This window comes from Winogradskyella sp. (assembly GCF_965228925.1).
Taxonomy (GTDB): domain Bacteria; phylum Bacteroidota; class Bacteroidia; order Flavobacteriales; family Flavobacteriaceae; genus Winogradskyella.
On sequence record NZ_OZ245845.1, the window covers coordinates 2411404 to 2425946 of the forward strand.

The 14543-nt window shown below is 37.5% G+C and carries 12 protein-coding genes; 4 read left to right on the forward strand and 8 right to left on the reverse strand.

The features are described 5' to 3' along the window. Positions 1 to 4: 4 nt before the first annotated feature. Positions 5 to 859 (forward strand): phytanoyl-CoA dioxygenase family protein, encoded by an 855-nt coding sequence (locus ACO052_RS09775; protein ID WP_422107825.1) that lies wholly within the window; start codon positions 5 to 7, stop codon positions 857 to 859. A gap of 109 nt (positions 860 to 968) precedes the next feature. Here ACO052_RS09775 and ACO052_RS09780 read toward each other — a convergent pair whose 3' ends face one another. The 7 genes from ACO052_RS09780 to ACO052_RS09810 all read right to left on the reverse strand — a co-directional run bounded on the left by ACO052_RS09780 (position 969) and on the right by ACO052_RS09810 (position 9467). Next, complete coding sequence (locus tag ACO052_RS09780) at positions 969 to 1904, reverse strand: cadherin repeat domain-containing protein (protein ID WP_422107826.1); 936 nt, start codon at positions 1902 to 1904, stop codon at positions 969 to 971. A 279-nt stretch (positions 1905 to 2183) separates the two neighbouring features. After that, the gene (locus ACO052_RS09785; RefSeq protein WP_422107827.1) at positions 2184 to 2870 is read right to left on the reverse strand and encodes a hypothetical protein; all 687 of its coding nucleotides are present in this window, start codon (positions 2868 to 2870) and stop codon (positions 2184 to 2186) included. 69 nt (positions 2871 to 2939) lie between these two features. After that, on the reverse strand, positions 2940 to 3338 hold the full coding sequence (locus tag ACO052_RS09790) for a VOC family protein (protein WP_422107828.1): 399 nt from the start codon (positions 3336 to 3338) through the stop codon (positions 2940 to 2942). 8 nt (positions 3339 to 3346) lie between these two features. Beyond that, positions 3347 to 3673: a hypothetical protein gene (locus ACO052_RS09795; protein WP_422107829.1), complete on the reverse strand. Its 327-nt coding sequence runs from the start codon at positions 3671 to 3673 to the stop codon at positions 3347 to 3349. A gap of 3 nt (positions 3674 to 3676) precedes the next feature. Then, complete coding sequence (locus tag ACO052_RS09800; RefSeq protein WP_422107830.1) at positions 3677 to 4048, reverse strand: VOC family protein; 372 nt, start codon at positions 4046 to 4048, stop codon at positions 3677 to 3679. 45 nt (positions 4049 to 4093) lie between these two features. Continuing rightward, a complete protein-coding gene (locus ACO052_RS09805) occupies positions 4094 to 6916 on the reverse strand; it encodes a M16 family metallopeptidase (protein WP_422107831.1) in 2823 nt (940 codons plus the stop codon). Positions 6917 to 6986: 70 nt separating this feature from the next. Beyond that, positions 6987 to 9467 (reverse strand): M14 family metallopeptidase, encoded by a 2481-nt coding sequence (locus tag ACO052_RS09810; protein WP_422107832.1) that lies wholly within the window; start codon positions 9465 to 9467, stop codon positions 6987 to 6989. 139 nt (positions 9468 to 9606) lie between these two features. On the opposite strand from ACO052_RS09810, the gene bshC reads away from it, so the two are divergent. Beyond that, positions 9607 to 11208, forward strand: coding sequence for a bacillithiol biosynthesis cysteine-adding enzyme BshC (bshC, locus tag ACO052_RS09815; RefSeq protein ID WP_422107833.1), 1602 nt, complete (start codon positions 9607 to 9609; stop codon positions 11206 to 11208). On the opposite strand, the gene ACO052_RS09820 is transcribed toward bshC, so the two are convergent. Then, complete coding sequence (locus ACO052_RS09820; RefSeq protein ID WP_422107834.1) at positions 11205 to 13016, reverse strand: tetratricopeptide repeat protein; 1812 nt, start codon at positions 13014 to 13016, stop codon at positions 11205 to 11207. The two genes, bshC and ACO052_RS09820, sit on opposite strands and share 4 nt — an antisense overlap. Positions 13017 to 13244: 228 nt before the next feature. Here ACO052_RS09820 and ACO052_RS09825 point away from each other — a divergent pair, with 228 nt between their 5' ends. After that, on the forward strand, positions 13245 to 13892 hold the full coding sequence (locus tag ACO052_RS09825; RefSeq protein WP_422107835.1) for a hypothetical protein: 648 nt from the start codon (positions 13245 to 13247) through the stop codon (positions 13890 to 13892). Beyond that, the gene (locus tag ACO052_RS09830; RefSeq protein WP_422107836.1) at positions 13874 to 14530 is read left to right on the forward strand and encodes a T9SS type A sorting domain-containing protein; all 657 of its coding nucleotides are present in this window, start codon (positions 13874 to 13876) and stop codon (positions 14528 to 14530) included. The genes ACO052_RS09825 and ACO052_RS09830 overlap by 19 nt, the downstream gene beginning before the upstream one ends. The last annotated feature ends 13 nt before the right edge of the window (positions 14531 to 14543 follow it).

A 14543-nucleotide genomic window follows, 5' to 3' on the forward strand; every position in this document is an offset into this window, starting at 1 on the left:
TAAAATGGAAACAACAAAAAACAATTCGGGAAAACATAGAAGAGATGGTGAAACTTATCAAATTACAGCCGACGAGGTAAAGCAATATAGCGACTTGGGATATTTGGTCTTAAAAGAGGTTCTGACTGATAATGAAATGAAGGATTTAGATTATTGGTTTGATCATTTTATCTCCGGAAAAGAGATGCACCAAATGGATAAAGACTTTTGCGATATGTCACAACCCTATGGTACACCTGTAGAGGATTTTCAACTGGTAAACGCAATGTGCCCTAGCATGTATAGACCTGAGCTGGCTAATAATATTTATTTTAGGATAGCTCAATCGATTGCTAATCAATTGTATAATGAAGGTAAGGCTGAAATGGATTACGAACAATTTTTAGCAAAAAAACCATCTAAAAAAGGTGCAGAATTTGCGATGCATCAGGATTTGGGATACTGGCCAAAAACCGAAAATACTTGGACGGCCACATTTTCCTTAGCCTTAAGTGATTCTGATATTATCAATGGTTGCTTACAAGTTATTCCAGGAACCAATAAAGAAAAGGAATTAAGAGTGCACCTTCCTAAACCATATCATGGCAATGAGGGAGAAACGATGGACAGAGATACGTCTCATACTTTAGTTATTGAATCGCGTAAGAAGGATAACCCCATCTTTTTACCTGTTAAACGTGGGGATGTTACAATCCATGATGAGCGTATTATTCATGGTTCAGGTGGTAATTCATCAAATGTATGGAGGAAAACCTATGTTATGGCTTTTAGAGATTCCGAGACTATAAAACAAGAAAGAGCCTTAGGCTATACACATTCACATAATGACAAATTAGATTGGAAAGAAGTTTTGGGGTAGAGTTGGATTGGCTGAAGGAAAATAATTCAATTCCTAAATTTGATTCCTTTAACAAAAGCAGGCTTTCGCCTGCTCTTGATCAACCAACTAAATAACTTGAAAATTAAAATTAATCCCATTGCTTCAATGTTGTTGTTAAACCTTGGTATAAAGCAATGCCGGGCCAATTGCTTGGGAGCTCATTGACATCATAAGCACCATATTTAAAGCTAAAACCGGAAGTTCCATTAAAATATCCAAATCGTTCTGCCCCAACAGCCATATAAGACATATCGGTCGTCGGAGTATTATTACCTTTTAAAACGAAGTAGTTTTCACCACTGTTGTGCATCGGTACGTCACCACCGAGATTCGTATAGCCTTCCGATACACTGGTAGATGACAATTTAACTTTAGTATTGGTCAAATTATCTTCGTCGCAGATGTATTTAAATGCAAATACGTATTGCTGTGCGTCTACTGTAGCGCCATTGTCATTGGCGTAGGTGTAGTAAGGGGTATCATAAGATATGGGGTCATTTCTGTTATACTGTGCATCTGTAGTTCCACATTTGGAAACCTCAAATAGATAGTTGGCCAGATCATGATATTCGGATTGCGTTATGGCTATCCATTGACCATTAGAGGCATTTTCATAGCTCTGTCTTGAGGTATTTAAAAATGACCAGATATCATCCATATCGTTTAAGGTGACGATTACAATTTTGTTTTCACTTTCAGTACCGTTACTTATTGCAATTGTAGCCGTGATGACTGGATTGGTTTCAAAATCAAAGACCTGCCAGGCAGCAACTCTTAGTTCGCCTGAGTTTGAATCTAATGTGAAGGCCTGTGAAACAGACTGTGAACTTATTGAAAATGACACATCACCAGAAAGATTTGATGTTATTGTAGTCACTAAATCACCACTCGATGGATTTTCATTGACTGAGGTCTCAATATTAGTGTTGGTATTAGATGGAGGCTGATTGCTGTCGTCCTCGGTACTGCAAGCTGCAATAACCAAGGCTACGAGAAGTACTAATAGTTTTGTGGATTGTTTCATAATGTTTGTGTTTTGTGGTTTTACTTAGTTGTTGTAGCGACTTGCAACTGGTAGTCTGCAGCCTAATCCAGTGCAAGGCACCACAAAACTGGTTTGCCATTTTTTAATGACCCTACAAACCTAAATCGAGATCCTAGGAGAAAGAAAAAAACACTGCGGACAATCGGTGGACATGGTCAATAGCCGTCGTGGACAAATAGTGGACTTTTTTGTTTAACTAATTGATTTATAGTGTTTTGTATTTTAGTTGTGAAGCCTCAAATGATGACAGTCGATGTACTATAAACTAAAATCAATAAGACTACCTTGAATTTCAAAGGGGTGAAAACGCGCAAATAACTCTTCGGAATACCAACCTAATGCTCTTGTTTTTTTAATCATATCTGCATGCTTTTTGTTTAGGTAAGCATATTGCATCATATCTTCGCCTGTGTTCCAAAGTGAGAATGTCGCTTGCATTAGAAGTGGCCATTCACCAATACCTTTAGAAAAAATTAATCCTGCATGGCCATTCATAGATTTAGAAACTGATGGGACGTATTTCCAAAATTTGTAGGCCAGTTTCGGCTTTATGGTCGCTCTCGTTATAACGGCCAATGGTACTGATTCGTCATAGGTCTTTGCCGTTACAAAAGGTTCTTGTTGACTCCATTGGCCATGGGCTTTTACAGTATGCATTAATACATGTGTATGTGCAATACAGCTTTCAGTGTACAGGAGCATCAGCTCTGATGCCAAGAAGGCCTTCGCTTCAATCTCGGAGTTAAAAACGGTGAGCAATCCGTAAGTTGAAAAATCGGGCCAAATTGAAAATCCGTTGCCGCTACCACTGCCTAAGGCCTTCCAAAACGTAAGTCCAGATACGGATGTATGACTAAGCGGTGGACGCCCCATACGACCCAAGGCTTTCCACTTTCTACGTTTACCTTGATATTTAAAGAATGAAATAACGACCGTCTGAGGCATTTAGTTTTTGCTATAAGATGTTGTAAATATAATACCAGTTATCCTGTAAGACTATGACCGATATAACATTTAACTATTGCTATGTCCAAAACATAAAATGTAACCGTCAATATCTTCAATTTCAAAATCCCTGTTACCGTATTCGGTGTTTTCGATAGGCTTTATTATAGATACACCTTTGGACTTGAATTCTTCGAATAGTTGATCGGCATCCTCAACCCAAATGTAGGCATCCCAGGCTTCTTTTCCTGTGGTGTGCCAACCTGCTTCTGTAAATGGAATTCGATTTGGTCTTACGTGCCCATCGTTGTGAAGTTGTCTTAATAGGACTGAGAAATTATCACGACTCAGAATTGAGAATTTGGGGCCATCACCAACAAAATCAATTGTAAAACCGAGTTGTTTTGAGTAAAAATCAATTGATTTTTTGACGTCTTTTACAATCCATTGTATGCCAACTTGTTTCAAAGCTTATATTATTTTGGTGGTAAGGTATTAACATAGGCAAAGCTTTGCTCAAAATAACTGACCATTAGGTTTTTGTCAGACCAAAGCGATTCTGGGACTAAGACATAATCTTTCATTTTTGCCCCATAGGAATAGTAATGTCCCGTATCATAAGTCTCCATAAACTTAGTAGCCTTATCTTTTGGCAAACGAACGCCTATTTCCGCAGCTTTATTCAGTAGGGTAAACATGTAACCGTTAGATGAGGTGTATATCATGGTTTTCCCTTTTCGCTCAAAACCGTTGCAGGCTTCAACGATAGCATCATAGATATTTAAGGCAGCCTCCCAAGTCATCGTCTATATGTGTTGATCAATCAGTATCACATTACCATCTGGATCCATTAATGACAGGCTTGCAGGCCCAGATTCAGATTGAATAACTTCACTCGCTAAAGTAATATTTTTGGACTCGAGATGCTTTTGAATGTCTCGCACGTCATCGTAAGCTTCTAAAGTATTGGCATCTTGATCCCAACCCGGATTAAAGGTAAGGATGTTATTTTCAAACATGTCCTGAAACAAACCTACTAACGACGATCCGTTTTTCATGATGAGATATTTCTTTTCCGTATCCCCAGCGAAAACGGAAAATCCTAAATGTTCATAAAATGTTTTGGAAGCTTTTATATCCTTTACAGCAAGGCTAATAGAAAAGGCACCTAATTTCATATGTTTTGATTTTGTTAGTACTTAAAGGTAAACAAAAAAGGGTATCTAATTCAATAAGACAGGCTTTCCAAACCCTAAATCCTCTAATTTGTATAATTGTGTCTTGGCGTCTCCAACAATTAAATAAATCATCTGGTTGGGCCTTACGTATTTTTCAATTAAAGTTTTTACATCATTGGTGGTCATACTATTCACCAAAGCTTGACGCTGATTAGCATAGTCGTCTTCTAAGCCATAATTACTGATATTGCTCAACATGTTAAGTTTAGCACCTAGTGTTTCGAAGGCTCTTGCTGTACTTTTTATGGTAAAGCCTTTGGTGATTTCTAAGTCTTTTTTGTTGTAGTTTGCACCATAGTTCTCTAAGATTTGTTTTACCAAATGCGTAGCTTCATAAGTGACGTTGGTGCGTATACTACTACTAATTCCAAAAGTACCTTGGTTTGCTGTTCCATTAAATCTAGATCTGATGCCATAAGTATAGCCCTTTCCTTCTCTCAATTCTTGCGTTAGTTGCGAAGCAAAACCTCCACCGCCCAAACGATAGTTCATCACTGTTGATGTATAATAGTCCTCATCAGTAGCTTTGGGACCTGGATATCCGAAGCGTATGACCGACTGCTTGGCACCAGGAACATCATAAAAATAGACGATCGACTTTTCTGGATTTACGGGCAGAGGTAGCTCAGGTATGTTGACATCGTCTGTCTTCCATTGGTTATCCAGTTTTTTAAGGGAGGCAATGACTTGTTGTTCTGAAATAGCCCCAACAACATGTATACTAGTCAATTTTGAAGAAAGGTTTTTATTATAATAGTTCTGTAAGTCTAAAAGGTCGATGCGATTTACAGAGGCCTCAGTTCCGCTATTGTTATAAGCTAAGATATTATGATCACCATAAAGTAATTTGGCAAATTCATTTTCTGCGATACGATTTGGATTCGCTTTACTTCGTTGGATACTACTTATGGTACTTTGTTTGATGAGTTCAAACTCTGTTTCATCCCAACGAGGTTCTAGCAAAATTTCCGTCACCAAATCCATAGTGGTGTTAAAATGTTTAGAAAGTGTGGTGCCCGTTATGGTTATGTTTTCATCTGTCGCATAGGCATTGATGCTGGCTCCAATACTTTCAATAGCATCTTCAAGTTCTCCCGGTGTTTTGTTTTTGGTGCCTTTGGTCATTAGATTGGCCAAAAGGTTTGAAACACCGACTTTGATTTGGTTTTCTAACAATAATCCACCCGCAATCTGTATTTCAAACTGAACTAGAGGCACTTCTTCATTTTCAATACCAAAAAGCCTTATACCAGAGTCTAATTCTTTTTTCCAAACCTTTGGGATGTTTAATTCTGGACGTTCCCCATAAGGTGGTTCTACGCTTCTATCAAAACTACTTGGTGTTTTTTCGTAAGTCGCTGCAACACTCGGATCGAACTTTTCTTCGGCGCCATCTCTGATTTTTTCCTCAACCACATTGGCTAACTGCGAGTTATTCAAAACTAAGTGCTTTTGACCTTTTGGGACAAAACTCGTTGCAATATGATTCTTATCTTTAATATAGGTATTGTAAACACGCATCACATCTTCTGGTGTTACTGCTAAAATGTTTTTTACATCCTGATTGATAAAATCAGGATCACCGGCAAAAATTTGGTATTGTGCCAGTTGAAACCCTTTGCCTAAAACACTTGATAAGCCTTGGTAAAAATCGGTTTCTTGTCCAGCTTTGATACGGTTGAGGTCTTTTTCCGATATACCATTTAGCTCAAAATCCTTAAGCCCATCCTTAATAGCAGATGCTACTGTATTTAAATCCGTTTGATTAAATGCCGTTACCCTCAACGCCAATTGCCCTGCAATTTCAGAGGACTGTTGAAACATACGTACATTACTGGTGAGCTGTTGGTCTTCGACAAGCACCTTGTACAATGGTGCTTTTTTTCCCTGCGTTAAGTATTGTGTCAATACACGCAATGGATAAGAATCGGGATGGTATTGATATACCGTAGGCCATGTCAATGTTAGCCTAGGAGCACGAGCAAAGTTATCCTCATAAAATAAACGCTTAGACGATTTTAAGGTGACCGGTTGTTTGTCCATTTTCGGAACGTCCTCACCCCGAGGTATTTCATCAAAATACTTTTTAACCCAAGTTTTGGTTTGCTCAACATCAATATCCCCAGATATAGTTAACGTCACATTATTTGGAACGTACCAACGCCTAAAAAACTCTTTTACATCATCTAAAGTGGCATTTTGCACATCTTCTAAAGAACCGATAACTTCCCAGCTGTAGGGATGACCTTCTGGATATAAACTGCTATTAATGACGTATGAGTTATGCCCATAGGGTTGATTGTCTATAACTTGTCGTTTTTCATTTTTAACCACTTGTTTTTCTTTAGCCAATACAGGCTCGGTAACAGTGTTAATAAAGAAACCCAATTTATCGGCCTCTGCCCATATCATTTTTTCTAAGGCATCCTTTGGTACGGTTTGAAAATAATTGGTTCTATCTCGACTTGTAGAACCATTGGCGCCAGAACCGCCAATACGGGCACTCATTTGGTCAAGGCCTCCTTTGCCCAGATTTTCGGATTCTAAGAATAGGAGATGTTCAAACAAATGTGCAAATCCTGTACGTCCTTCTTTTTCTCTTGCAGAGCCCACATGCGCTGTTAGTGCTACAGCCACTACAGGATCGGATTTATCGATATGCAAAATCACCTGCAGTCCATTTTCTAAAGTAAATTTTTCAAAATCGACTTTAAATTCTTGTGATGCTTCCGCCTTTTTATTTTGTTGACATGCAGAGACGATAAAAAGAACTAAAAAACTTAAGACAATAGATCTAATACATTTCATGATTTATGCTTTGATACTGAAACAACATTTCGACAAGTTCAATACGACAGTTCAGCATAGGTTAGTGATTTTATAATTCGTAAGCATTATTATTGACAAAGAAAACGGCATTGACCAGAAAGAGCTTTCCATTTTCCCAAAAGCTTCTAAATAAGGTATTATCTACAAAATAAATAAAACTTCCACTTCCCATGCGCTCCTCACCAAATACCAAGGTATTATTGAGATTACTGAGTGCATCTTTCCCCGCAAAACCGGAGTAGACTTTAGTGTCGTCTAAATGCGCGACATTAAAGCCCCCATCTAGAAGACTGTAGGCCGAACTTCCTAATTTTAGCGTAAAGTAATGGTCCTTGTAACCAAATGCCATTGGATGCGTATGGTCTACTTTAGTTTTAAAAATAGCACCTGTAATAAGGTTGTTGGTATATTCGCGCTCACGTTCGGCATATGGTGTAAGATGATCATCATCGCTTTCATTTTCTGATGGTTTATATTTCAAGCTAAAACCATCCTTACCAGCAAAACTTCGCAATGCACCGTCAATAGCAATGACCTTTCCACCGGAACGTACCCAATCCTTGAGTTTTTTCATATTAGTCTCGTTCAAAATAGATCCATAATAGCCGCTTGGCAGAATTAAAACGTTGTATTTACTGAGATTAGTGCGGGTAAAGTCATCCGTGTTTATTGAAGTTAGTGGGTAGCGCAATTGTTGCTCAAAGAAATGCCAAATCGAACCATAACTCAATGATGATATGCCCTCTCCTGAAAGTACAGCAACTTTTTGCCTATTGATGAGTTTAATATCGGGTGAGCCTATATCTGGGACCTTTTGTGAAAAACCAGAATTAATTGGCTTTAAAGACCGGTCGTGCCTTTGTACTAAAGTATTTAAAGTGCCAAGAAAATCTTCAAGGTGCTTATTATCTCCCTTAGTGATAATCAAAGAGCCGCGTTCAAAATCAGAACCATTCGAGCTAAAGGGTTTTTCAGTGAATCTAACTTTAAAATTATGCTGTAAAAGATCTCCTAAAAATTGAGCGTCTTCTAAAGAATTCCATTTGCTCACATAACCGTAGGCATTCTGTAAGATTGATGCTGTATGTTGTTCTACAGATGTATTGCTACTTACTTTTGTAGTGCTAGCAATAGCGTCTAAGCCATAAGCATAAGGTATAGACCAAGCCGTGATGTCATAAGTCAGTGAGTCGGAAAGTTTGGCATTGGGTTCAAAGAGTACCTTTACCATTTTGCCTTTTGGTTGCTGGGTATGAACGACCAAAGTCTTGTCATCAATAGTCATGCTTCCTTGTCGACCTGTGGTATAATTATAACCAGAGGCTTTAGAACCGCTAGCATTTTCGTAGACGATATCGTGTTTTTCTAGAAGGGTCTTAAGACTATTCAAATGATCTGCATTCCCTTTAACAACATAACTCTTGTATTTTAGGTCAGAATTATCAAAGAACTTCGCAAACTCAGCATTGAGCTGTTGCGCATTTTTTGACGCTATTTCAACAGTAGAAAGGCCAGTAACCGTATGATGTGTGAGTCGTTCTACTAAGGTGAGGACATGCCCTTCATCATTTAATATGCCTAGTCCCGCCATACCATGGCCACCTTGCTCATAGGTCATGCCAATAGCTCCCATATAGGTTGGGTAGGTATCTCCGTAACTCGGGTAAAATAAATCGAAACGTTCCCTAGTAAAAAACAACCAACCTTCGGCATCAAAGTATTTGGCATGGTTCTTTCCGATTTGCGTTTGAAAATCGCGTTGCCAATCACTGATAATTTCATGAAAAGGTTCTGCGGCAGGTGCAAAATAATAAGGCTCGTTTATACCTTGCTCATGGAAGTCAACATGAACATGAGGCATCCATGTATTGTAAACTTTTAGTCGTGATGCACTTTCAATTTGCGTCGCCCAAGCCCAATCTCGGTTCAAATCAAAGAGGTAGTGATTTGGTCTCCCACCTGGCCAAGGTTCGCTATGTTCACTGGCTTGACGATCAATATCGTAAGGTTGACTAGCAGTTTTGTTATACCAATTGACATAACGGTCTCTTCCATCTGGATTTACACTAGGGTCGATAATCACCACGGTGTTCTCGAGTAAGTCTTTTTTCTCCGTTAAAAGCTTATATAGTGTAAGCATGGCGGCTTCAGTACAAGAGGCTTCATTACCATGCACGTTATAGCTCAGCCAAACAATGGCAATATCTGTGGCACTTGACGTACCCTCCAATAAGCCTGTGTTTTTTAGATTGTTTTGTCTAATAGTTTCGAGATTCTTAATATTGGCTTCACTAGACACATAGGCTAAATACAAAGGACGTCGCTCGTAAGTAGATCCATATTGTTCTAATTTTACCTGATTTGGAACGGCTGCGGCAACAGATTTAAAATAATCAACCACCTGATGATGACGACTAAATTGTGTACCAATGTCATAACCTAAAAACTCACTTGGTGTTTGGATACTTTGAGAAGAAACATGGGATAGGGCACTTAATGCAATAAAAAAGATAAAGAATAGATTGCGCATATGTGATGTTGGATTTGTTTGAAAACTCGTAAATATAAAGGGTATTTTTAGAATACGACACTTCGCATTTTGAATTAACTAAATATTAGCAGTTAGAATAATCACATGATGTATATTTACACATTCGTTAAATTATGATATGCCAACTGACTGTATCCCTTTTAGAACTACTCGTTATTTCTCTGATTTTATTTGTGATTATTTAGATGAAAAGCCAACATTAAAAGGGCTTTACAATCGCTTTCCTACGTTAGAGAATTTTAAGGCGCAGATTGAAGAAAAGCAAAATTCTGAACTGGTTTCAGAAGCTCACAGAGCGGTGTTGGTGAAAGTTTTAAAAGAGCAGTATTCAAATCTAAAAACTTCAGAAGCGACTACTGAAAATATACAAAGTTTAGCTTCCGAAAACACCTTTACTATTACTACAGGGCATCAACTGAATTTGTTTACTGGTCCCTTGTATTTTCTTTATAAGATTGTATCTACCATTAATTTGACCAAAGCGTTAAAAGAGGCGTATCCTGATTGTAATTTTGTACCGGTCTATTGGATGGCCTCTGAAGATCACGACTTCGAGGAAATCAATTATTTTAATTTTAAGGGAAAGAAGGTGCAATGGCATTCTGAACAAACAGGAGCCGTTGGTCATTTTAAAACCAGTGGCTTAGACGATGTCTTTGAGGTAGTGGCTGCCGAATTCGGTTCTGGTAAATTTGCCGATCAATTGAAGGTATGGTTTAAAGAAGCCTATCTTAATCATACTAATTTATCCGATGCCACACGCTATTTAGCCAATGAATTATTTGGTCAATATGGCTTGGTTATTATAGATGCGGATAATAGAGACCTTAAGCGTTTGTTTATTCCCTATATACGAAAAGAACTTCTAGAGCAAACCGCATTTAAGGAGGTTTCAGACACGAATACTACCTTAGAGACATTAGGACTAAAAATTCAAGTGAATCCTAGAGATATCAACCTATTTTATATCAATGATGGCTTAAGGGAACGCATCGTTTTTGAAGACCAAAAGTTCAGTGTTTTAGGAACGGATATATCTTGGGAAAAGGACGACATGATTAAGCATCTCGATGCTTATCCCGAGCGTTTTTCGCCAAACGTCATTATGCGACCACTCTATCAAGAAGTGATTCTACCGAACCTCTGTTATATTGGCGGAGGTGGCGAAATGATATACTGGTTACAGTTAAAATCTAATTTCGAAGCACAAGGTGTTACATTCCCCATCTTATTGCTTAGAAACTCTGCTTTGGTAAAGACAAAAAAACAAGCCGAGAAACTTGAAAGATTAGACATTACCGATAAAGACCTGTTCTTGGACAGAAATACGTTTATCAATAAAAAGGTGCGGAAAATCTCAAATATAGACATTGATTTTTCGGATCAGGTTCAGCACTTATTAAAGCAGTTCGAAGATTTACACAAGCTGGCCGAGCAAACGGATAAATCATTTTTAGGGGCCGTAAAAGCACAGGAAGTCAAGCAACTGAAGGGCATAAAGCATCTCGAAAAACGATTGCTCAAGGCGCAAAAGCGGAAATTAAAAGATCATATAGAACGTTGTACCGACTTACAAGAACAATTGTTTCCCAATCAAAGTTTGCAAGAGCGAAATACGAATTTCTCCGAATTATATCTGCAGTATGGCGACGAACTAATCTCAGAATTAATGCATGTCTTAAATCCGCTTAATGGTCAGTTTGCCATTATAACGATTTAAAGCGTTAATATAAGTTCCTGTAAGGAGTCCTCGGTAGACAGATTTAATTTTTTACGTAAACGATACCTCGCTTTTTTAACACCTTCTATAGAAATGTTGAGAATATTGGCAATTTCCTTGCTCGATAGGTTCATTTTTAAAAGTGACATTAATCGCAAGTCGTTATTACTCACACTCGGATAACTATGAATCACTTTGTGGTTAAACCCTTTGTGGACATCTTCAAAATAGGTTTTAAATTGTTCCCAGTTATTATCGTTATTAATATCGAGATTGATGGTATTGATCACTTTCTGATAGTTTCTAGAATCGTTACCGTTCACTTTAAGCTCTTTTAATTGGGATTTTAAATCGAGTAACACTTCGTTTTTGTGTGCTAAGTGCAGCGCATGCGTGGTTAACTCTTTTTCTTTAAATGCTAGATCATTATCTAGTTTTTCACGTTCTATTTTGTTGCGCTTCATTTTTTGACGCAAACCGTAAACGATGGCAAAAGCTAATGCCAAGGCTCCAATAAGAGAGATTAACAAGAACAGTTTTTCATTTTCCGCTTTTTGTTTGCGTTCTTCCAGGAGCTTGATTTCGTTCTTCTTTATAATGAGTTCTTTTTCTTTTTTCTCGGTTTGGTATTTCACCTCAAGCTCATTCATACGCTCAATATTTTCCCTGCCAAGGATTTCATCATGGAGCTTGCGGTAGTCTACATGGTACTCATAGGCTTTTTTATAGCGCCCCAAACCCGCATAGGCCTTAGAAATTTCTAGGAGATCACCAATCATCTTTTTTCGTGTACCAGTCTCCTCGGCAATTTGCAAGGCGTCCTTCATGTAATTGAGTGCTTTTCTATATTTTCCTTTCTTATTATATAGTTCCCCAAGATGTCTGTAATTTAATCCGACTAATGAAGTCTCGCCATATACTTTACTAATTTCCAAAGATTTATTGTAGTAATCTTCTGCGAGTTCTAAACTATCTTGCTGGGCATAAATCCAACCGATGTTATCATAGGCACCCGCAAGGTCGTTGTTGTAGTTACTGGTTTCAAAATAAGAAATGGCTTCAAAGAGCAGAGCTTTTGCTTCCTCATATTGTTTTTGTCCTTTGAGATTGAGGGCCAGATTAGTGTTAATAAGTGCCAAATCGTCCTTTAGATCCAGTTTCTCATAAATGACTTTTGCTTTGTTGTAATAGTCATTTGAGATATCGTAATTTTCTATATCGCCTTGTATGTTACCGATATTCCAGTAGCTCGCTGCAATACTCTCTTCCGTATCTCCAATCTTTTCTTTAAGTTGTAAGCTTTGCATATGGACTTCCAAACATTCGTTATAGCGCCCTAAACTTCTTAAAGAATTCGCTTTGTTATTCATAGCAGCGGATACTTGTGTCATATCTCCAAGTTCGGTATACATCTCAATAACCTGATCATAGATGGGGATAGAAGCTTCGTATTGTGAGGTCATGTTGTGATAAACGCCCAGATAATTGGTAGTCCGAGCAATGTATTCTTTATTGCCTAAGCGCTTTGCCAAAACTATGGTACTATCTAAGTAAGGTTTTGAAGCCAAAGGATCGACAAAAAGATATTCCGCCCAAATTTCGGCATAGGTCATAATCTGTGTAGTGTCGCTTTGTTTTACGGCCATAGTTAATAAACTATCCACGCGTTTTTGATTTTGGCTATGACTTTTAAAGCTCCCCAAGACCAGAACCAAGACAAAAAGTGAAAGCCATTTGTCCACCTTAATAAGTTTATAAGTGGACAGATTCGAAAAAGGGACATTAAAGGATGTTCTAAAGCTATACATGGTTTTTAGTTGTTAGGTTATCTAAGATAATGCTATTTACAGATTTTATTTAAAACCTTGAATATCAAATAATTAAATATTTATATTTTGATATTGTCTACCAATATTAAATATCATCAATAATTTAAAATAGCCATTTTTTTTATGGTGGACAAAAGGTGGACATCCCCTTATTTACTGAAAATCAGTCTTTATTTTCTCTAATATTGTTTCAACAAAACTGGTTTCATGTCCAAAAAAAATATAGTACTAACCATTGCTTTACTCGTAAGCTTGTCATGTTTTTGTCAGCAACTTTATTTTGAGTTTGGGACGACGGTTTCATCTTTTGATTATGAAAATTCAGAAGGTCGTCCTCTCGATAACTTATTATCAAAATCAAAAACTTACTATGGTATGGGTTATCGGCAAAACATAAATGCTTCAAAAACTTTGTTTTTATCACTTGGCGCCTCTTACAATAATTATGGTGCCATCGGTAGTGAGGCAAGTGTCGATAATTATTTTGAATGGGACGTCAGCTATTTAGGAATAAAGGCTGGATTAGGAATTAAGTTATTTGAGTTAAGAGACCTTACATTTTTAGCAAATGCCTCAGTGGCATCAGAGTTTTTAATTAGAGGTACTCAAACGATCAATAACGATGTCTTTAATCTGGTAGGTGAAGAAGAATTCAATAACAACATACTGTTTTTTAGAGGTGGTGTAGAAATGCAATATCCTATCTCTAGAAGTACTGCCATATTTGTCGCTTACAACTTTGGACGATCCGTACTGATTAGCAGTGGTGAGAATGCCGAAAAACTCAATTTAAATACGCATCAATTTGGTTTGGGATTTATCATAAATCTTCCAAAATGTTACTGCAGTTATTAGAGAATTTAAATCATAGTGGACAAAAGGTGGACACTAAAATCATTTTTAGAAAATATAAGGAACAACCTATAAATTTTGACTTATTTGAGAATCAAATAAGTTTTGAAACAACAAAAACAACAGCTTATCAGATGAGATTTTTATACACCATAGTATTGTTTTGGCTTGCGCAAATGACCTATGCACAGAACCATTCACAGTATCGCATTATAAGTTCAAATTTAGGAAGTAGTGGCTCATCCCAAACAGTACAAACGAATAAGGGTACCTACAAAGTAAGTCAGAGTATTGGACAATCTAGTGTTATTGGCACATATCAAAACAATGGCTACTATCTAAGACAAGGGTACCAACAGCCATTAACTGAGGGGAAGATAACTCAGGATTATGACTTTGATTTACTGGCTAAGGTATTTCCCAATCCATTTGAGAATGCCATCATTATAACGTTTAGTGGCCCCATACTCAATAATGTATCGGTTCTTATTTTCGACATCAATTCTAAAATAGTCTATGCTCAAGAATTTCTACCAGCACAGCGCTTGGGTGTACAGATAAAGGACGTCGCGTCTGGAACTTATTTTCTGAGAGTATCCTCAGGCAAAAAACGATTCAATACCAAGCTCATTAAGATTTAAAAAACAAAACCTC